The 19,095-nt window shown below is 54.9% G+C and carries 17 protein-coding genes, 1 other RNA gene and 1 pseudogene; 7 read left to right on the forward strand and 12 right to left on the reverse strand.

What is annotated here, in order from left to right:
- Window positions 1-15: 15 nt before the first annotated feature.
- The 11 genes from ACS603_RS10250 to kbaZ all read right to left on the reverse strand — a co-directional run bounded on the left by ACS603_RS10250 (window position 16) and on the right by kbaZ (window position 12,110).
- Window positions 16-1,905, reverse strand: coding sequence for an alpha-galactosidase (locus ACS603_RS10250; RefSeq protein WP_315686920.1), 1,890 nt, complete (start codon window positions 1,903-1,905; stop codon window positions 16-18).
- 17 nt (window positions 1,906-1,922) lie between these two features.
- On the reverse strand, window positions 1,923-3,095 hold the full coding sequence (locus ACS603_RS10255; protein WP_474944178.1) for a MalY/PatB family protein: 1,173 nt from the start codon (window positions 3,093-3,095) through the stop codon (window positions 1,923-1,925).
- A 12-nt stretch (window positions 3,096-3,107) separates the two neighbouring features.
- A complete protein-coding gene (gene malX, locus ACS603_RS10260; protein ID WP_474944179.1) occupies window positions 3,108-4,679 on the reverse strand; it encodes a maltose/glucose-specific PTS transporter subunit IIBC in 1,572 nt (523 codons plus the stop codon).
- A gap of 116 nt (window positions 4,680-4,795) precedes the next feature.
- Window positions 4,796-5,668 carry a tagatose-bisphosphate aldolase subunit KbaY gene (gene kbaY, locus ACS603_RS10265; RefSeq protein WP_315686917.1) on the reverse strand — a complete coding sequence of 291 codons (873 nt, stop codon included), beginning with the start codon at window positions 5,666-5,668 and terminating at the stop codon, window positions 4,796-4,798.
- 12 nt (window positions 5,669-5,680) lie between these two features.
- Window positions 5,681-6,835 carry an SIS domain-containing protein gene (locus ACS603_RS10270; RefSeq protein ID WP_474944180.1) on the reverse strand — a complete coding sequence of 385 codons (1,155 nt, stop codon included), beginning with the start codon at window positions 6,833-6,835 and terminating at the stop codon, window positions 5,681-5,683.
- 247 nt (window positions 6,836-7,082) lie between these two features.
- The gene (gene nagA / locus ACS603_RS10275) at window positions 7,083-8,216 is read right to left on the reverse strand and encodes an N-acetylglucosamine-6-phosphate deacetylase (RefSeq protein ID WP_474944181.1); all 1,134 of its coding nucleotides are present in this window, start codon (window positions 8,214-8,216) and stop codon (window positions 7,083-7,085) included.
- On the reverse strand, window positions 8,213-8,647 hold the full coding sequence (agaF, locus tag ACS603_RS10280; RefSeq protein ID WP_315686913.1) for a PTS galactosamine/N-acetylgalactosamine transporter subunit IIA: 435 nt from the start codon (window positions 8,645-8,647) through the stop codon (window positions 8,213-8,215). Before agaF ends, nagA begins: the two co-directional genes overlap by 4 nt.
- Window positions 8,648-8,662: 15 nt before the next feature.
- On the reverse strand, window positions 8,663-9,541 hold the full coding sequence (gene agaE, locus ACS603_RS10285) for a PTS N-acetylgalactosamine transporter subunit IID (RefSeq protein WP_315686912.1): 879 nt from the start codon (window positions 9,539-9,541) through the stop codon (window positions 8,663-8,665).
- A complete protein-coding gene (agaW, locus tag ACS603_RS10290) occupies window positions 9,531-10,310 on the reverse strand; it encodes a PTS N-acetylgalactosamine transporter subunit IIC (RefSeq protein ID WP_474944182.1) in 780 nt (259 codons plus the stop codon). The genes agaE and agaW overlap by 11 nt, the downstream gene beginning before the upstream one ends.
- Window positions 10,311-10,320: 10 nt before the next feature.
- Window positions 10,321-10,794 (reverse strand): PTS N-acetylgalactosamine transporter subunit IIB, encoded by a 474-nt coding sequence (gene agaV / locus ACS603_RS10295; protein WP_315686910.1) that lies wholly within the window; start codon window positions 10,792-10,794, stop codon window positions 10,321-10,323.
- Window positions 10,795-10,814: 20 nt separating this feature from the next.
- The gene (gene kbaZ / locus ACS603_RS10300; RefSeq protein ID WP_474944183.1) at window positions 10,815-12,110 is read right to left on the reverse strand and encodes a tagatose-bisphosphate aldolase subunit KbaZ; all 1,296 of its coding nucleotides are present in this window, start codon (window positions 12,108-12,110) and stop codon (window positions 10,815-10,817) included.
- A 251-nt stretch (window positions 12,111-12,361) separates the two neighbouring features.
- Here kbaZ and ACS603_RS10305 point away from each other — a divergent pair, with 251 nt between their 5' ends.
- Entirely contained in the window at window positions 12,362-13,165 is an 804-nt protein-coding gene (locus tag ACS603_RS10305; RefSeq protein ID WP_315686908.1) for a DeoR family transcriptional regulator, read from the forward strand.
- Between the two features lie 47 nt (window positions 13,166-13,212).
- On the opposite strand, the gene garD is transcribed toward ACS603_RS10305, so the two are convergent.
- The gene (gene garD / locus ACS603_RS10310) at window positions 13,213-14,784 is read right to left on the reverse strand and encodes a galactarate dehydratase (protein WP_474944184.1); all 1,572 of its coding nucleotides are present in this window, start codon (window positions 14,782-14,784) and stop codon (window positions 13,213-13,215) included.
- Between the two features lie 413 nt (window positions 14,785-15,197).
- Between garD and ACS603_RS10315 the strand changes: the two are divergent.
- From ACS603_RS10315 to rnpB, 6 genes and pseudogenes are all read left to right on the forward strand, one after another.
- A pseudogene (locus ACS603_RS10315) lies at window positions 15,198-15,392 on the forward strand (MFS transporter); the annotation flags it as partial.
- Window positions 15,393-15,397: 5 nt separating this feature from the next.
- Window positions 15,398-15,577, forward strand: a complete 180-nt coding sequence (locus tag ACS603_RS10320; RefSeq protein ID WP_474944185.1) for a hypothetical protein — start codon at window positions 15,398-15,400, stop codon at window positions 15,575-15,577.
- Window positions 15,578-15,592: 15 nt separating this feature from the next.
- Entirely contained in the window at window positions 15,593-16,363 is a 771-nt protein-coding gene (garL, locus tag ACS603_RS10325; protein ID WP_182062583.1) for a 2-dehydro-3-deoxyglucarate aldolase, read from the forward strand.
- Window positions 16,364-16,394: 31 nt separating this feature from the next.
- Window positions 16,395-17,285, forward strand: a complete 891-nt coding sequence (gene garR, locus ACS603_RS10330) for a 2-hydroxy-3-oxopropionate reductase (RefSeq protein ID WP_474944186.1) — start codon at window positions 16,395-16,397, stop codon at window positions 17,283-17,285.
- Window positions 17,286-17,345: 60 nt separating this feature from the next.
- Window positions 17,346-18,491 (forward strand): glycerate 2-kinase, encoded by a 1,146-nt coding sequence (garK, locus tag ACS603_RS10335; protein WP_315686907.1) that lies wholly within the window; start codon window positions 17,346-17,348, stop codon window positions 18,489-18,491.
- Window positions 18,492-18,523: 32 nt separating this feature from the next.
- An RNA gene (rnpB, locus tag ACS603_RS10340) (RNase P RNA component class A) lies at window positions 18,524-18,903 on the forward strand.
- The last annotated feature ends 192 nt before the right edge of the window (window positions 18,904-19,095 follow it).

A 19,095-nucleotide genomic window follows, 5' to 3' on the forward strand; every position in this document is an offset into this window, starting at 1 on the left:
CCAGCAGGGCATGTTTTATCTCCCTGGCGTCGCCTCAAACACCAGCGTTTCCAGCGGCTGCAGCGTAATCACCACCGCATTTTTATACTCACCCGGTACGGTAGCGTTACTGCCATAAACGGCTTTCAACGTAAACTGTGTTGCATTGCCTGCCGGGATTTCAAAGTCTTTTGCCAGATCCAGATAGTAGCTTTGCGGCTTATCCGACGGGTTACGCAAGCCGAGGATCGCTTTGGCTTTACTCCAGGATGCCCAGCCGTAAGCCTGAAGCGCGGTTGGATCCCCGCCAATCCAGTGCGTATCCACCAGCACGCTGGTGTTATCCCTCGACCATTTCGCAGCCTGCGCCAGGGTATCCCACTTCGCCTTGTTCAACATCGACGGGGTGATATACAGCTCCTGCAGCTGGGTTCCGGTGGCGAAGTAGCTCCAGACCTGGTCGGCAAAATCGCTGTCAGTTTGCACTTTCTCAAGGCCGTAGTAGGCATTCTCCGCGCTGACGATACCGTGATACATCAGCGAGTTGAGCGGGAAGAGCGGGCCTTTGCGCACAATGGAGCGGTAGGTTTCGGCATCGCGATAGGTCATCCATTGCTGAACGGGCGTGCCGGGTCCGTACAGGTTGATGTCATCGCCCTGACGCCAGATAGAGTCGGCGTATAACAGCCAGGACGGGCTGGCATCGGTGCCGGTCGTCAGGTTGATAAACAGATTCGGATTTGCGCTTCGCATGTTATGCAGCAGGGCGATCGAGGCATCAAAATCTGAGGCGAACTGGCTACCCTTGATATGTGAGTTAGCGTTGCCCATTCCGTCGAGCTTAAACGAGGTAATCCTCTCGTTTTTAATCAGCTTGATGATCTGCTCGTTGAAATTTTTATAGTAGTTCGGACCTGATAAGGCCAGTTTCCCGTCCACAGTTTCGAAGCCGTATTCCTTCGCGTGTGAAACGCGAATGTCGCGCGGCTTGTTGTAGCCGCCCCACGGTGAAAGCCAGAGTCCGATTGAACTGTGCAGGCTGTCGGCTTTTTCCCTGACTTTGCCAAAGCCGTGGCTGAATGCCGGGCCAAACAGCCAGCGTCCGGTACGGTCGTCCCAGCCGTCGTCCAGCAGAAATGCATCCAGCTTCACGCCGCGACCAGCAATGAATTCTTTATTCCATTCATCCATGCGGCCCAGTACATCCTGTTCCGTGTACGGATTAAAGAAGCCAATATCCATCCAGCTGTTGTAGTGCAGGTAAGGTTTGTACGGACGAGGACGCACGGCATCGATAAACAGATTCACGCTGCGGCGCAGCTGATTGGTTTCCGGGAAGGTACCGAAGTATGTGGTGAAACTGACCGGTGTCTCCGGCTGAATCGGCGTTTTCAGCTCGACGTTGAGATTGGTTGTCGCTTCATAAGCGTAGGTATTCACGATGGGCTTATCCGGCAGGATAAAGAATGAATCAGCAACGATCGGCGAGCTGTTGATTGCCCCGTCAACGTAAGGTGCCTGCGACTGCTTTTTGGTCGGGAAGAAGGTGATTTTCGCCACGTCTCGGGGCTGACCAACGGCTGCAATGGTGTAGTCGATGCTGGCATATTTTCCCTTCACCAGGTTCAGCTTCACCGTTACGTTAAAATCCGGATGGGTAAAGTCGATGGCAATCGCGCTGTCCTGTTTCTCTACGTGTTTGATTTTAAAATCCGCAGTGTGGATTTTGGTCTCATCCGGCAACGTTAAAAAGAACAGCTCCTGCGGTGAGAGCGGGTGATTGGAGTTTTTGTCTTTCACCACCACCGCTGAACTGGCGTCATCAAATGAGAGGGCGATGTTGTCATTATCCAGCGCGTAGTTCGCCGCCAGCGCGCCATGAGAAACAAACAGGGCAAGCATCGAGAGTGTGAGCACTTTTTTCATCAGGGTAAGATTCCTTATTAGTAATGCTTCAGCATTCGGTTGATGGATTGTTCCAGCCAGTAGCGCTGGGTGCCGAAGTTGATACGCAGGTAGTTCTCGCCGTTTTGCACGTAGTGGCTGCCGTCTTCAATGACGACACCGGCCTGTTGGGCAAAATGTTGGGTCAATTCTGTGGCGCTGCGGTCGTCTGCGCTGACGTCTATCCAGGCCAGATACGAGGATTCCGGGTTCATCATTTTCCAGGCCGGGAAGTGGGTCTGTATGGCATCCGCAAGGTAGTGGGCGTTACCGCGCAGATACCCGTTTAGCGCGTCGAGCCACGGCAGGCCGTGCTGGTAGGCCAGGATAATCCCCCATACGCCAAACATGTTGGGTGAGGTAATGGAATTCTTCTCGAGCTGTTGGCGGAAACGCTGGCGCAGCGAAGCATCAGGGATCATCGAGTAGGAAGTTTTCAGTCCGCCGAGATTGAACGCTTTGTTCGGGGACGTCAGTACAATCAGGTTGTCCTGTGCGGCGCAGTCAGAGGCCAGACAACTGACGAATTTGCCGTCGAGCAGGTGCTCGGCATGAACTTCGTCGACTACCAGAATCGTGCCGTAGCGCTTACAGAGATCTGACACCTGACGTATCTCATCCGCACGCCAGATTCGGCCCGAAGGGTTATGCGGCGAGCAGAAGAACCACAGCTTTGGACGGTGGGCTTTGAGCTGGGCTTCGACCAGATTAAAATCGAGCTGATAGCGGTCCTCCTCCACGCGCAGTGGATTAGCAAGTACCTGCACGCCCTGGCGTTGCGTCGCCATCGCAAAAGGATCGTAGACCGGCGTGTTCATCATCACGCTGTCGCCAGCCTCACAGAACGCCTGCACTGTGTAGTGCAGCGTGGAAACGGTGCCGTAGGTCAGTGTGATCCACGACTTCTCCACCTCAACCTGATGGCGGGTGCGCTGGAAGGCGATAACCGCGTCGTAGAATTCGTCGAAGCACCAGGTATAGCCGAAGGTGCCATGCTCCACGATGCGCTGAAAGCCCTCAATGACGGCGGGCGGTGAGGTGAAATCCATGTCTGCGATCCACAGCGGGATAAATCCCTCCGGGACATCACCAAAGCGCGAGCAGACAAACGCATGATCCCACTTGCGGCACTTATCGCTTTTACGCTCGATGATTTTGTCGAAATCAAACACAACTACCCCCTGTTAAATTAAGGCTTCAATGCCGGTTTTGACGCTCTGGACCTGCGGGCCGATAATCACCTGAACGCTATGAGCATCAAGCACCACCACCGACAGCGCGCCAGCCGCTTTCAATGCCTGCTGGTCGAGAAGGCCCATCTCTTTCACCACCAGACGCAACCGGGTGATGCAGTTATCGAGCGAATCAATGTTCTCTTTGCCGCCGAGCGCACGCAGAATCAGCCCATGATCATATTTCGATTTTCCGCGCGCACGGGTGTTAGCCTCCACGGCCTGCAGCGCACCTTGTGTGTCTACTTCACGGCCAGGCGTTTTGATATCGTGCTTGAGGATGTACCAGCGGAAGACGAAGAAGTAGATGGCAAACCAGGCAATACCGACCGGGAACAGCAGGTACCATTTGGTCGACATTCCCTGCATCACGCCGAAGATCAGTAGATCGAGGATTCCGCCGTCGGTGTTGCCGATGGTTACGCCCAACAAGGCCATCACCATCAGGGCCAGGCCAGACATCACGATGTGGAAGGCGTACAGCGCCGGGGCAATAAACAGGAACAGGAATTCAATCGGTTCTGAAATACCGGTGACGACGGAAACCAGCACGCCGGAAAGTAGCAGCCCTTTAATCACCGGGCGGTTCTCCGGGCGAGCGGTGCGATAGATGGCGTAAGCCACAGCCGGTAAGCCGAAGATAAAGGTCGGCATAAAGCCCTGCGACAGGAACGCGGTGACGTGTGGGCTAAACGGTAGACCGGCTTTCAGCTCGGCGTAGAAGATATTCAGCGCACCGGCGACCTCATGGCCATTCACCATCTCAATGCCGCCCGCTGGGGTGAAACGCACCATCGCCAGCAGGATGTGGTGCAGGCCAAAAGGCTTAAGCAACAGCACGCCTACGCCGTACAAGAATGGCCCAAAAACGCTGGTGCTCTGGATGATATGACCGATTCCGGCAATCCCCAGCGCCACGTATTCCCACAACAAAGGGATGAACAGACCGACCAGCGAAAGGGTGAGGGCGGTGATAATTGGCACGAAGCGAATGCCACTAAAGAAAGCGAAAGCATCGTGTAAGACCGTATCCTGAAAACGCTCATGCAGGAAATAGGTGATGACGCCAACCACGATGCCCCCCAGCACGCCCATCTCCAGGGTTTGGATCCCCAAAACGATCGATTGCCCAACCTGTCTCATGGTCGCGGCATCAGCAAGCTGGTGGGTTGCGGTCAGATAATAGTTGATGCTCATGTTCATCAGCATATAGCCAACAAACCCGGCAAACGCGCCCACGGCCTTGTTGCGTTTCGCAAGGCCCATAGGGATCGCCATGGCAAACATCAGCGGCAGGTAGGTAAAGGCAAAGCCGCCGACCATGGCAATAAAACCAAAGGTGAGCTGCGTTAGCTCGCCGCCCAGAAAGGGAAAACTCTTGATGGTGGAAGGGCTGGTAACAGAGCTACCGATACCTAACAGCAGCCCCATAAAGGCCAGCAGGGATACCGGGAACATAAAGGTCTTTCCCAGACTTTGAAAAAACTCCCACGCTTTTGATTTAAAGGACTTTTCCTTTGTCATGTAGGGACTCCTCGGATTTTTAGGATAAAGGAAGACGCTGTCCGGCTTAAGGACGCGCCTTCATATTTGCGAGGCTTATAGTTATTTTTTAGTTATTGATGTAATGCGCGATGGGATCAGGCTTCCGCCGGAAGCAGTAGCCGGTTTGCGGAACCACAAACGGTGATTTTGCTTCTGACCACCTCTTTCATGGCGTCCATGCCAACCCGCATGTAGAAGCGCGGATCGTTGCCCTGCGGGTTTTCGGCAAACCAGGCTTTGACCGCGTCAGAGAAGGCGATTTTCAGCTCAGTTGCCACGTTGACTTTACAAACGCCAAGCTCAATGGTGCGGCGAACAAACTCATCGGGGACATCGCTCGCGCCGTGCAGCACCAGCGGCACGGTGACCACCTCGCGGATTTCAGCCAATCGCTGGAAGTCGATTTTTGGCTGTTTGGTATAGAGGCCGTGCGCGGTGCCGATGGCAACAGCAAGGCTGTCTACACCGGTCAGTTCGACAAAGCGCTTCGCTTCCTGCGGGTCGGTCAGAAAGGCGCTTTCGGCGTCCACGCTCATGTCATCTTCCACACCGCCCAGACGGCCCAGTTCGGCCTCGACGCTGCAGTCGTTGAGGTGGCAGAAATCGACGACGGACTTCACCAGCTTCACGTTCTGTTCAAACGGATAGTGGCTGCCGTCGATCATCGCACTGCGCACACCGGCGTTGACCTTGCGGCGAATATCGTCCAGCGATTCGTGATGGTCGAGATGCAGCGCCAGCGGCATGTCATAAGTGAGGGAGTAAGCGCTGCACAGAGCGTAAATCTCTTCGAGCGCAATATGCTTAAAGGTGCCCGGCGTGCCTGCGAGGATCACCGGCGATCGCATTTCGCTGCACACTTCGAGGATCGCCTGGATAGTCTCTGCATTATGAATATTGAACGCCGGAACGGCGTAGCCTTTTGCCTGTGCGTCCTGCAGGAGATATTTCGTCGAGATGATACTCATAATCAGATCCTCTTAAGCCTGCCATGGATGAATAACAACGCCCTGTACCACACGGTTAACCGTACCGCTGGCGGATGGCGTATCTGGCGTGTTGCCTACGCTAAGCGACTGCGTGAGCGCAAAGACCTGGGCGTACATCAGGAAGCAGAACGCCTGTTCCATATCGATAAACGGACGGGAAGATGGCAGCAGAATATGCGGGCCCGCTTCAATTACTGGATCCGTAACGGCGGCAATGGCCACGACTCGCATGGCCTGGCGATCGCGGCGTAGTTCGGCCAGCAGATCCAGATCGTACTGACGCGTGTACGGGTGGCTGGAGACATACACCACCACCAGCGTTTCTTTGTCTACCAGTGATTTAGGCCCGTGACGAAAGCCGGTTGGGGAGTCGTAGAATGCCGCCAGCTTGCCTGCCGTCAGCTCCAGCACCTTCAGCGCTGATTCGCGTGCGGCACCTTGTAAACCCCCGCTTCCCAGATAAACGATCCTTTTCCAGGGCTCGTTGCCAAAGACGCCGCAGCTTAAATCACCGAGTGAGGCGAGGATCGCCTGGCAGCGTTCGGCAACGTCGCGGAAGGTTTTGCTGTTGATCGTTTCCGGCGCGAATACTGCCAGGCAGCTCGCCATCATGGTGGTAATGCTGCTGGTCATGGCAAACCCGCGATCGTGCGTTTCGGCAGGCATCAGCAGGGCAAATGCATTCTCGCTGTCGACGGCGTTCTTATACAGGCTGCCCGCCTCATTGCAGGTGATCGACAGGTGGTAGCACTCCGGCACAAACTGGTTTGCCAGCTCAACGGCTGCCACACTTTCCGGGCTGTTGCCGGAGCGCGCAAAAGAGACCAGCAGCAACGGATGCGACGCGCTGAGGTAATCCATCGGGTTCGTGACCAGATCGGTTGTGGGTACGGCGGTGATGTTTTTCCCGGTGTGGCTCGCGAGCCACGGCGCAATGATATCGCCGATAAAGGCGGAAGTGCCTGCGCCGGTCAGGACGATCCGCAGATCGTTCTTGTGTAGCAGTGGAGCCAGGAAGCTATCGATCGATGAACGCAGGCTATCGATATTATTGAGAGAGCGGAGCCAGCAGGAAGGCTGTTGACGGATCTCTTCTTCAGTCCATGTGCCTGTTGTGGCGGAGGTGGGGGTGTACGTTTCTGGCATAACTCAGTCCTTAGTCGCGTGAATTCCACATCAGACGCTTGGCAAATATGTCGCTATCTTTCGTTTCGTTTCACTTGTTCACGTAAGCAGTTAAATAAAATTTATAGAAAAGAAATCGAAAGTTCAATGAAAGAAAAGAAATAAAACGAAAAGTGTGATCGCAAAGGGAAAGGCAATGAAGAAGGAAAGGAAAAGAAAGGCCTTACGATCGGGTTTCGTAAGGCCAACAGGAGACACAATGAAAGGGCTAAAGGGGGAGAGCCTGACCCTGAATCCAAATCTGCTGGAGGTGTAAACCACCGTCCAGCGCAATAAGATTTGCACGTTTGCCCGGTGCTAACGATCCAAGCAGGTTAGCTATACCCAGCAGCCGGGCAGGGTGCAGAGAGGCCATGTGGATAGCGTCTTCAGCAGAGATGTCCGCGTGTTCCACCATATTGCGTACGGCGGCGTCCAGCGAGAGCGTACTCCCTGCCAGGCCACCAGCGGCGGTACGCACGACACCGTTTTGCATACTGACCGCTTCCCCGCACAGGGTGTAGCGCCCGTCCGGCATACCCGCAGCCTGCATTGCGTCAGTAATCAGTACCACGCGATCTTTCGCACAACAGCAGCACAGGCGCATGGCACCCGGATGGACGTGATGTCCGTCGGCTATCAGCTCCAGCCAGGCTCGCTTGTCCGTAAGCCCTGCGCCAACCATACCCGGTTCCCGATGATGTAGCCCGCTCATGCCGTTATAACAGTGCACCAGGCCATTCGCACCCGCGTCAAAAGCCGCAAGGGTTTGCGCATAGGTGGCTCCACTGTGGCCTAACATTACGCGTATACCGCGTTGTTTCAGGTGCCGGATTGCCTGCACCGCGCCGGTTTTTTCCGGGGCAAGCGCCACCACACGCAGCGTATTTTGCGAAACGTCAGCCAGGGCGTTCAGCTCAGCAATATCCAGCTCCCGGAACAGCGCTGGCGGATGCGCCCCTTTGTTTAGCGGCGTAAAGTACGGGCCTTCCAGATAGCTGCCCAGAACCTCCGCGCCAGGCCCACCGGACAGGGTGCGCCGGGCAATTCGCCGGAGTGCGCCGCGGATAGCTTCAAGCGGCGCGGTGACGGTAGTGGGAAGAAATGCGCCCACTCCTTCACGCGCTTTATGCATCGCCAGGGTATCCAGCACGTCAGGTGCTTCATCCATCACGTCCACGCCCGCGCCGCCGTGTACGTGAGTATCGATATACGCCGGGCAAAGCAATTCAGCATCCCGCACCGTCATGCCCGCAGGGATGGGTTCAATCGCGGTGATGACGCCATCGTCAATGCGTAGTTGGTAATCGTTTAGCCAGCCCTGTTCAGTGAGCACACGACGAGCGCGTAACAGCTGGCTCATATCCCTTCCTCTGCCGGGGCTTCTTCACGGCAGCGTGTAAGCTCATCCACCAGGCTGGTCAGCCCACGATGCCCGCATTCCAGCGCCTGCAGACGAAACGCTTCACTGGTTAATCCGTCGCGTTCCAGCACCATCTCCAGCAGAAGCTGCAGGTTGGTGCCGGTGATCACTTCGCTGCCCGGTTTCTGCATGGCCAGGGTCGACGCCACGCGAAACGGTGTGCCGCCCAGCAGGTCGGTGAGAAACACAATATCGTGCTGCTCGTCGAGCCCGTTTACCGCCTGTTCCAGCTGCTCAGTCAGCCGCGCGGTGGTGGATGTTTCAGGAAAATCAATGGCGATGAACTGCGGTTGCTCGCCAAGGATCTGCTTCATGGCCTGCTCAAGCCCACTGGCAAAACCACCGTGACCCGTCAAAATAATGCCTAACATCGCAACCTCTTTGCTTTACAGGAAGTGACAGAATTTACCCACAACGCCCAGCAGCACGGTGATACCGATCAGACGCAGTGGACTCCAGCCGCGGCGAACCAGCCAGAACATGGTCAGGGTGTAGACCAGCGGCAGGAACGCGGGCATGAGCTTGTCGATAACGTCAGCCTGCAGTTTGACAACGGCATCACCCGCCTTGATTTCGAGCGTCGTATTGAGGCGGACATAGGTTGCCACCAGTGCGCCAATCACCGTCATCCCGACAATGGAGGCCGCATGGCCCACTTTTTTGGTGTTGGCTTTGATCAGTGGTATTGCCGCTACGCCCATTCGATACGCGTAGTGTGCCAGGCCAAAACGCAGGCCGAGGTGTACAACGTTAAAAAGCACTATAAAGACCACTGCACCCAGAATCGATCCCTGTAGCGCCAGGCTTGCGCCAATACCGCCGCAGATGGGCAGAAGGGTGAGCCAGAACATGGCGTCACCAATGCCGCCGAGCGGTGCACCGACGGCAATTTTGGTGCTCTGGATGCTGTTCACATCCTGTTTAGAGCGCTCCATCGCCAGGATGATGCCGATAACAAAAGTCACCAGGAAAGGGTGGGTGTTGAAGAAGCCCATATGGCCTTTCATGGCGCGCGCCAGATCCCGTTTATTGGTGTGGATCTTTTTTAGCGCAGGGAGCAACCCGTACAGCCAGCCGGATGCCTGCATACGTTCGTAGTTGAACGATGCCTGCAGCAGCATGGAACGCCAGGCCACGCGATTAATATCCTTTTTCGTCAGTTCAGCACCGATGCTTTGGTCTTCGTAGACGTTTTCGTTAACGCCAGTCAGTAGTGTCTCTTCACTTTCAGACACGCTCGGTAACGTTGTTTGATTAGATGCCATCTTCGAATTCCTCTTTCCGGGCCGCAGGTGCCGTCGGTTCAGGTGATTTACGCATCAGGTCGATCAGCGCCATTGCCAGGGCCGCAGCCGCGATCGCCAGTACCGGAAGCTTGAGCCAGGCCGCAGCCACAAAGCCGATAATGAAGTAAGGGATGTAAACGTTTTTCATCATGATCTTCAGCAGCACGGCAAAGCCAATGGCTGGCATGATGCCGCCGGCGACGCCGAGGCCGTCAATCAACCGTGCTGGCAGGACGTCAATAGCGGTTTTCGCATGTTCCGCGCCGAAGTAGATCGGCAGGAAAGCGCACAGAAAGTAGAAGATACCGAGTGCCAGCAACGCCAGATAGTTGACCCGTTCAATGCCGTTGGTGTCGGCGTTTGCTGCCATGCGATCGCAGCGGGACATCACGCCAGACATAACGGAAAACAGGAAGGTGATCCCCATCTGTACCGCGACGGCAAACGGGACGGCAACGCCAACGGCCACTTCTGGTTTCACGCCGGTGCTTATGGCAAACGCGGTGCCCACGATCGTGCCGATAATCACGTTAGGTGGCTGTGCGCCCGCCAGCGGGGCCAGCCCCATCCAGACCAGCTCTAATGTACCGCCGGTCAAAATACCGGTGTGCAGATCGCCCAGAATCAGGCCGACCAACGGCCCAAGCACCACCGGGCGGTGCATGTGCGTTAAGCCGTTAAACATATCCAGACCGGCGATAAAGGCGAGAACGCCCAGCGCCAGAGCCTGCAACAGACTGATTTCCATTGTGAATCCCTCAGAGCAGTTTAAAGAGATCCAAAGCAGTTTCTGTTGGCACGCCCTGAACGAAGCATTCCACTCCGGCAGATTTCAGGCCGTTGAACGCAGCGATATCGCTCGCGTCGACAGATACCGTTTTGGCAATTTGTTGTTTGCCATTGGCGTAGTGCATGTTTCCGACGTTGATCCGGGTGATGGGCACGCCGCCCTCAACCAGTGTCAAAAAGTCGGCGGGTGATTTGCAGACCAGCAGGATTTTTTGGCGGTCGGCGGCGCGGTGAATGTTGTCGATCACTTTTTGCAGTGACCAGAAACGCACGGCGATCCCTTCCGCGAGTACCATTTCCATCAGGTTTTGTTGAACCGGATCTTCAGCTACCTCATTGTTAGCGACCAGTACCAGGTTCGCCCCTGCAAACCCCACCCACTGCACGCCCACCTGACCATGGATCAGGCGTTCATCAATGCGGCATAAGACAATGTTTGGCATAGCGTTTTCCTCTTTTCTAATTATGCGTTTTGAGTCGTTACGCCTTCGCAGGCGGCGTGGTACTGCTGGAGTATGTCCTGAATATGGTCGATGATGAGTTCCCGTGGTGTTGACTTGAGAGCACCCTCGCGAACTTTGCCGTACTGTAGCGGCAGGTACTGGCTGATAAGTGGTAGCGGTATGGGGTCGTCTGCCAGGTTTCGCACCAGCTGTTCAAAAGCGTCGTCAATTTGGCTGTCAGGCCAGTAATAGCGCACACGGTCGGAGTAGCTATAGCCGCGCGCCAGTCGTCGGGCGTTGCTGTCACCGTGGTAATGGCTCTGCCAGTATTCCGGTCGGTCGAGCATCACGTTTTCCAGAATATGGCGCAGACCAGAGCTGGCTTTTACTGGCAGCAGTTCCTCTTCAATAGCGGCCAGAGAGAAGAGGGCTTCACGCAGGGCAAAGGTCAGGGCAGGGCCGACTTTCAGAATCGCGAAGTGATCGTTTACCAGCTGGCGCAGCGCTTGCGGGGTCTGGTAGTCAGTGGAGTGCGCTTCAAATACCAGCGTGTCGTAGGTTTCAACCATTTTGCTTAGCGCGACGGCTTTCTGCGGTTGATAGTCGCAGACATGCGCATGGTCGAATTCCACGCCAGGCTGAACCACCAGACCAATAATGCGTGGCCAGATGTCGTTTAATCCTTCCTTTTCAAAGGCGTGCCGATGCGCTTCAAGCGTCGCGCGGGCCGCATCTGGCGTGGTGACTTCAAGCTCGGTAAGCGTTTCGTGCGCGCCGCCGGGAACCGGAACTTCCGTGCCGATAACGTAAACCAGATCGGATACACCAAACAGTGCGCGGCAGGTCTCTTCGGCAATCTTAGCCAGACGCGCGGCGCGATCGGCGACGATCGCATCGGTCAGAGGAACCGGATCGTCTTTGCAGGACATGCTGCAGTCGAGGTGGATCTTTTTGAATCCGGCTGAAACATAGCTTTTGATTAGATCGTCGGCATTTGCCATCGCCTGTTGAGCAGGCAAATTTTGCCAGCGGTTGGGGCCTAAATGGTCTCCACCGAGGATAAGTTGTGACGTCGGGAAACCAAGAGATTCTGCCAACTTGCAGACAAACCCGTGAAAATCAGCAGGTGTCATGCCGGTGTAACCGCCAAACTGATCCACCTGGTTGGAGGTGGCTTCAATCAGAAGCGGTGTTTGATGCGAATGCGCATAACGAATTGCAGCGTCAAGTACCAGTGGATGTGCGGAACAGACGGCATAGATCCCGTTTGCATTCCCCCGTTTATGTTGTTCCACCAATTTTGTCAGATGTTTCACTTTCCTCTCCGTTTCGGATGGTTATGACTCTTATCTTTCGTTTTGTTTCATTTAATCCTGCATCATGGTGGTATAAAAATAAAACGAAAGATAATAGTTTTCCGATCTGTTTCACAAAAGAAACATAATGAAAGGTTTCAGCGCCAGGCTATCTTGCGTCCACCTGCCTGAGAGGGGTTGCATTCCCGTAAAAGAAAGGCCTTAATAGTCAAAACGAAATGAAACGAAAGTTTATTTATTAAGGAGCTCGTATGAGCAGCACCGATTCATCCGCGGAAAAGCGCGTCACAGGCACCAGTGAAAGGCGAGAGCAGATCATTCAGCGGTTGCGGGCGCAGGGAAGCGTGCAGGTTAACGATCTTTCTCATCTTTACGGCGTTTCGACGGTGACGATCCGCAACGACCTGGCCTTTCTTGAGAAGCAGGGCATTGCTGTTCGTGCTTATGGCGGCGCGTTGATTTGCGAAGGCAATATGCCGGGCGTTGAGCCTTCCGTGGAGGATAAAAGCTCGCTGAATACGGCGGTGAAGCGCAGTATCGCGCAGGCCGCTGCTGCGCTGGTGAAACCCGGGCACCGTATCATCCTGGACTCCGGTACCACGACATTTGAAATTGCCCGAATGCTGCGTCAGCACACGGAGGTGATTGCCATGACAAACGGGATGAACGTGGCGAATGCGTTGCTGGAAGCGGAGGGGGTGGAACTGCTGATGACCGGCGGGCATTTGCGGCGTCAATCGCAATCCTTCTACGGAGACCAGGCGGAGCAGTCCTTACAGAATTACCATTTTGACCTGCTGTTTCTGGGCGTCGACGCCATCGATCTCGATCGCGGTGTGAGCACACATAACGAAGACGAAGCCCGTCTGAATCGCAAAATGTGCGAGGTTGCCGAGCGCATTATCGTTGTCACTGACTCCAGCAAATTTAACCGCTCAAGCCTGCATAAAATCATTGATACGCAACGGATTGATATGATTATTGTCGACGAAGGTATTCCTGCAGAGAGTCTGGAAGGGTTACGGAAAAGCGGGATTGACGTGGTGCTGGTTTAAGTTTTTTTACCCTCTCCCTTATGGGGAGAGGGTAGGATGAGGGGGAATCAGGTCACAGGAGCCGGGTTAAACACCGCCAGCTGGTTATGTAATCCCCATTGATCAGAGTAGGTTTTCTTGCGTCCGCTTGCCACATCCAGAATAAAGTGGAACAGTTTCCAGCCCACCTCTTCAATGCTCTCTTCCCCGGTGGCAATGGTCCCGGCGTTAATGTCCATTAAGTCATACCAGCGGTTGGCAAGCTCGGTACGAGTTGCCATTTTAATGACAGGCACCGCCATCAGGCCGTACGGCGTGCCGCGCCCGGTGGTAAAGACCTGCACCGTAATGCCGGACGCCACCTGTTGCGTGCCGCAGACAAAATCACTGGCTGGCGTTGCGGCGTAGATCAGGCCGCGTTTGGTTGGGCGCTGGCCGGGAGAGAGCACTTCCACAATGGCGCTCTGGCCGGATTTGGCAATCGACCCCAGGGCTTTTTCCACCACGTTCGCCAGGCCGCCTTTTTTGTTACCCGGAGACGGGTTGGCGCTGCGGTCGGTTTGGCCTATATCGAGATAATTATCGTACCAGGCCATCTCTTCCAGCAGGCGTTTACCCACCTCTTCATTGATGGCGCGTGGCGTCAACAGGTGGATGGCGTCACGCACTTCGGTGACTTCAGAGAACATCACCGTTGCGCCGCAGCGTACAAACAGGTCAGAGGCATAGCCGACTGCCGGGTTCGCCGTTACGCCGGAAAACGCATCGCTGCCGCCGCACTGCGTGCCGACCACCAGCTCAGAGGCCGGGCAGGTTTCACGCTGGCGCTTGTTCAGTTTATCCAGATGGCGTTCTGCAACCTGAAGAATATCGTCGACCATCGATTTAAAACCGACATGGTGCTCATCCTGCAAACGGACAATACTGGCATCGTCCACCGGAATGGCTTTTACATCCTCGGTGCCTTGCAGCAGGCGCTCTGGTTGCAGCTTCTCGCAGCCCAGACCAATCACCATCACTTCGCCGCCAAAGTTCGGGTTCAGGGCGATGTTGTGAATAGTACGAATAGGCACAACGGCCGCCGGCGCGTTGATGGCCACACCGCAGCCGTAAAGGTGGTTCAGGCCTACCACACCATCTACGTTGGGGTATTTCGGCAGCAAGTCGCGTTCGATGATTTTTACCACGTAGTCCACCACGCCCGCCACGCAGTGTACGCTGGTGGTAATGCCGAGCAGGTTTTTGGTACCCACGCTGCCGTCTGCATTGCGGTAACCTTCGAAGGTATAGCCTTTCAGCGGCGGCAACGGTTCAGGAACGCGGGTCGCCAGTGGCAGCGTATTCAGCGGCGGTGCTTTTGGCAGCTCAACCAGGGACTCTTCAATCCAGCTTCCTTGCGGGATGGCACGAACCGCGTAGCCGATGACCTCGCCATAACGAACGATTTCGCCATGAGCAGGGATATCCACCAGGGCAACTTTATGTCCTTGTGGAATATGCTCAATCAGTTCCAGCCCGTCCGGGAATCGGGTTCCGGCTTTTAAACCATTGTCGTTGACAATAATCGCCACATTATCTGTGTCGTGTACTTTTATATAGAACGCCGTCGGCGACGCTTGTCGGATTTCAATGTCGGCCATTGTTCAGTATTCTCCAGCAAAGTGTCTGATAATAAATGCAGCTGATTGGGTGTTTATTTTCTTATTAGCAAATAAAGATGCTGCTTTCTTAAATAAAGAATGTCAGGACTTAAAGGATAGGAATGTGATCCAGATCACTCAACAAAGCCAGAGATCGCGCGTCCTGGTCAGTAATACGTGATTCTGTGCATCAGCGCCCAGTGCTTTGTGCATATGCTCAATATAATATTGAGATTTGGAGTAATAATTGAGCATTAAAACAATGTGCGGCAGCCGGGTGATGATTATACTTAATCACGATTCCATTGCATCTGGTTAATTACCTGATATTGCCTGCTATCGATAAATAATCAGGAAATATTATTTCTGAAAATTATAAATATAAATTTATCGATATGCCAGAGGAAATAAACATGATACTGGATACTGCTGTAGAAGCTAAAAAGGGTGTGCCTACCCGATATTTAATTCTACTGATTATATTTATCGTTACGGCGATTAACTACGCTGACCGTGCGACGCTGTCAATTGCTGGTACTGAAGTGGCGAAGGAGCTGCAACTGGGTGCCGTATCGATGGGCTATATCTTCTCCGCGTTTGGCTGGGCTGGTCGGTGATTTCCGACACGGCACCAAAAAAGATAGTGGGCCTGTGCGGTGGTGTGTTTAACGTCTTTGGTAACGTGGCGTCCATTGTGACTCCACTGGTATTCGTTGGCTGTTCAGCGTTGATGGCGATGGTCTGCTACCTGTTCGTAGTCGGCGACATCAAACGTATGGAATTGCAGAAATAAGCAAAGGTATAAGCGATGAGTAACGAAATCTTCCCGAATAAGTTTAAAGCGGCCCTCGCGGCACACCAGATCCAGATTGGCTGCTGGTCAGCTCTGGCAAGCCCAATCAGCACAGAAGTGCTCGGCCTGGCGGGATTCGACTGGCTGGTACTGGACGGCGAACATGCGCCGAACGATATCAGCACCTTTATCCCACAGCTGATGGCGCTGAAAGGCAGCAACAGCGCGCCAGTCGTTCGCGTCCCGACTAACGAACCGGTGATCATCAAGCGCCTGCTGGATATCGGTTTCTACAACTTCCTGATCCCGTTTGTGGAAAATGTCGAGGAAGCGGTGCAGGCCGTGGCATCAACACGCTACCCGCCAGAAGGTATTCGCGGCGTGTCTGTTTCTCACCGCGCCAACATGTTTGGCACCGTGCCGGACTACTTTGCGCAGTCCAACAAGAACATCACTATCCTGGTGCAGATTGAGAGCCAGCAGGGTGTCGATAACGTCGATGCCATCGCGGCGACCGAGGGCGTTGACGGTATTTTCGTTGGCCCAAGCGATCTGGCTGCCGCCTTTGGACACCTTGGTAATGCGTCTCACCCGGAAGTACAACGCGCCATCCAGCATATTTTTGCCCGTGCCAAAGCGCACGGCAAACCGTGCGGCATTCTGGCCCCGGTTGAAGCCGATGCCCGTCGTTACCTGGAATGGGGTGCGACGTTTGTTGCCGTCGGCAGTGATCTGGGCGTATTCCGCTCTGCCACGCAAAAACTGGCTGATTCCTTTAAGAAATAACCACCCCTGAGAGAAAGAGAGAGACGCAATTATGACACTGAAAGTTGGTTTTATTGGCCTGGGTATCATGGGTAAACCAATGAGTAAAAACCTCATTAAAGCAGGTTACTCACTGGTGGTTTCTGACCGTAATCCAGAAGCGGTTGCTGAAGTGATTGCCGCAGGGGCAGAAACAGCAACTACCGCCAAAGCCATTGCCGAGCAGTGCGATGTGATCATCACCATGCTGCCAAACTCACCGCATGTGAAAGAGGTTGCTCTGGGTGAGAACGGCATTATCGAAGGCGCCAAACCGGGCCTGGTAGTGATTGATATGAGTTCTATCGCCCCGCTGGCGAGCCGTGAAATCAGTGAAGCGCTGAAAGTGAAAGGCGTGTATATGCTGGATGCCCCGGTAAGCGGTGGTGAACCCAAAGCGATCGACGGCACGCTGTCGGTGATGGTGGGCGGTGATAAAGCGATTTTCGACAAATACTACGACCTGCTGAAAGCGATGGCGGGATCTGTTGTACACACCGGTGAAATCGGCGCAGGTAACGTAACCAAGCTGGCAAACCAGGTGATTGTGGCGCTGAACATTGCCGCCATGTCCGAAGCGCTGACACTGGCGACCAAAGCGGGCGTGAACCCGGATCTGGTGTATCAGGCTATCCGTGGCGGTCTGGCAGGCAGCACCGTTCTGGATGCGAAAGCGCCAATGGTGATGGATCGTAACTTCAAGCCAGGCTTCCGTATCGACCTGCACATTAAAGACCTAGCGAATGCGCTGGATACCTCTCACGGCGTGGGCGCACAGTTGCCACTGACCGCGGCGGTAATGGAGATGATGCAGGCGCTGCGTGCCGATGGTCTGGGCACTGCAGATCACAGTGCGATTGCGTGTTACTACGAAAAACTGGCGAAGGTAGAAGTTTCTCGCTAATAAAAACGGGCGCGGGAACGCGCCCGATATTTTTGCCGAGTGCAGTAACAGGCTACAACTATGAAAATCGTAATCGCTCCAGACTCTTATAAAGAAAGCCTTTCTGCCACCGAGGTAGCTCAGGCGATAGAAAAAGGATTTCGGGAGATCTTCCCCGATGCACTTTATGTTTCTGTTCCTGTTGCCGATGGTGGGGAAGGCACGGTCGAAGCGATGATTGCCGCAACCCAGGGCGCGGAGCATCATGCCGTTGTGACCGGGCCCCTGGGCGAAAAGGTGAATGCCTGCTGGGGCATGTCCGGCGATGGTAAGACTGCATTTATCGAGATGGCGGCGGCAAGCGGCCTGGCACTTGTGCCTCCTGCGCTGCGTAACCCACTTGTCACCACCTCACGCGGTACCGGAGAGCTTATCCTCAGTGCGCTGGATAAAGGCGCACGCAATATCATTATCGGTATTGGCGGTAGCTCAACGAACGACGGTGGGGCTGGCATGGTGCAGGCGCTGGGCGCAAAACTCTGCGATGCCAACGGCAAAGAGATTGGTTACGGTGGCGGTAGCCTGATGGCGCTCAACAGTATTGATTTGTCAGGCCTTGATCCGCGTCTGAAGAGCTGCACCCTTCGCGTGGCGTGTGATGTGACGAACCCGCTGGTGGGGGAAAAAGGGGCATCCCGTATCTTTGGCCCGCAGAAAGGGGCGGATGAGGGGATGATCCTGGAGCTGGATGCCAATCTTAGCCACTATGCGGACGTGATTAGAACGTCCCTGCGAATCGACGTGAAGCATGTTCCGGGCGCGGGTGCTGCGGGGGGAATGGGTGCGGCTTTGATGGCATTCCTGGGCGCAGAGCTGCGTAGCGGTATTGAGATAGTCACTCAGGCGCTTAACCTGGAAGAACATATTCACGACTGCACCTGGGTTGTGACGGGAGAGGGGCGGATCGACAGCCAGAGTATTCACGGCAAAGTGCCCGTCGGCGTGGCGAATGTCGCCAAAAAATACCACAAGCCGGTGATTGGTATCGCCGGTAGCCTGACCAAAGACGTGGGCGTTGTACACCTGTACGGTATCGATGCGGTGTTCAGTGTACTGACCAGCATTGGTTCGCTGGAAGAGGCTTTCCGGGGAGCATTCGACAACATTTACCGCGCCTCACGCAATATCGCGGCGACTTTGCAGATGGGGATGCGCACGCAAGGGTGACAGCGGCGCGCAAACCCTCTATACTGCGCGCCGAAGCTGACCAGACAGTCGCCGCTTCGTCGTCGTCCTCCTTCGGGGGGAGACGGGCGGAGGGGAGGAAAGTCCGGGCTCCATAGGGCAGGGTGCCAGGTAACGCCTGGGGGGGAAACCCACGACCAGTGCAACAGAGAGCAAACCGCCGATGGCCCACGCAAGTGGGATCAGGTAAGGGTGAAAGGGTGCGGTAAGAGCGCACCGCGCGGCTGGTAACAGTCCGTGGCACGGTAAACTCCACCCGGAGCAAGGCCAAATAGGGGTTCACAAGGTACGGCCCGTACTGAACCCGGGTAGGCTGCTTGAGCCAGTGAGCGATTGCTGGCCTAGATGAATGACTGTCCAACGACAGAACCCGGCTTATCGGTCAGCTTCAACTCATTCAAAAACAATACGTTGGTGTGTCTCAGGCTTACTAAGGCAAAACTGTGACACAGACTGTGATACAAACGAGGCACACCAACGGCTGTTCCATCTCGAATGTCCTAAAGCGTGGCAACCGCTACAGCCTTCATTTCAGACTCCCGTCAGGCGGCCTTTTTCGTGCCTCTCTGGGCTGCGATTCAGCCAG

The sequence above is a fragment of the Enterobacter sp. Li2LvB3 genome, assembly GCF_056156645.1.

Excerpts from the sequence above, each read along its gene's own strand:
- ACS603_RS10250 (WP_315686920.1), bottom strand. The coding sequence starts at position 1,905 with ATGAAAAAAGTGCTCACACTCTCGATGCTTGCCCTGTTTGTTTCTCAT.
- malX (WP_474944179.1), bottom strand. The coding sequence starts at position 4,679 with ATGACAAAGGAAAAGTCCTTTAAATCAAAAGCGTGGGAGTTTTTTCAA.
- kbaY (WP_315686917.1), bottom strand. The coding sequence starts at position 5,668 with ATGAGTATCATCTCGACGAAATATCTCCTGCAGGACGCACAGGCAAAA.
- ACS603_RS10270 (WP_474944180.1), bottom strand. The coding sequence starts at position 6,835 with ATGCCAGAAACGTACACCCCCACCTCCGCCACAACAGGCACATGGACT.
- nagA (WP_474944181.1), bottom strand. The coding sequence starts at position 8,216 with ATGAGCCAGCTGTTACGCGCTCGTCGTGTGCTCACTGAACAGGGCTGG.
- agaF (WP_315686913.1), bottom strand. The coding sequence starts at position 8,647 with ATGTTAGGCATTATTTTGACGGGTCACGGTGGTTTTGCCAGTGGGCTT.
- agaE (WP_315686912.1), bottom strand. The coding sequence starts at position 9,541 with ATGGCATCTAATCAAACAACGTTACCGAGCGTGTCTGAAAGTGAAGAG.
- agaW (WP_474944182.1), bottom strand. The coding sequence starts at position 10,310 with ATGGAAATCAGTCTGTTGCAGGCTCTGGCGCTGGGCGTTCTCGCCTTT.
- agaV (WP_315686910.1), bottom strand. The coding sequence starts at position 10,794 with ATGCCAAACATTGTCTTATGCCGCATTGATGAACGCCTGATCCATGGT.
- ACS603_RS10305 (WP_315686908.1), top strand. The coding sequence starts at position 12,362 with ATGAGCAGCACCGATTCATCCGCGGAAAAGCGCGTCACAGGCACCAGT.
- garD (WP_474944184.1), bottom strand. The coding sequence starts at position 14,784 with ATGGCCGACATTGAAATCCGACAAGCGTCGCCGACGGCGTTCTATATA.
- garL (WP_182062583.1), top strand. The coding sequence starts at position 15,593 with ATGAGTAACGAAATCTTCCCGAATAAGTTTAAAGCGGCCCTCGCGGCA.
- garR (WP_474944186.1), top strand. The coding sequence starts at position 16,395 with ATGACACTGAAAGTTGGTTTTATTGGCCTGGGTATCATGGGTAAACCA.
- garK (WP_315686907.1), top strand. The coding sequence starts at position 17,346 with ATGAAAATCGTAATCGCTCCAGACTCTTATAAAGAAAGCCTTTCTGCC.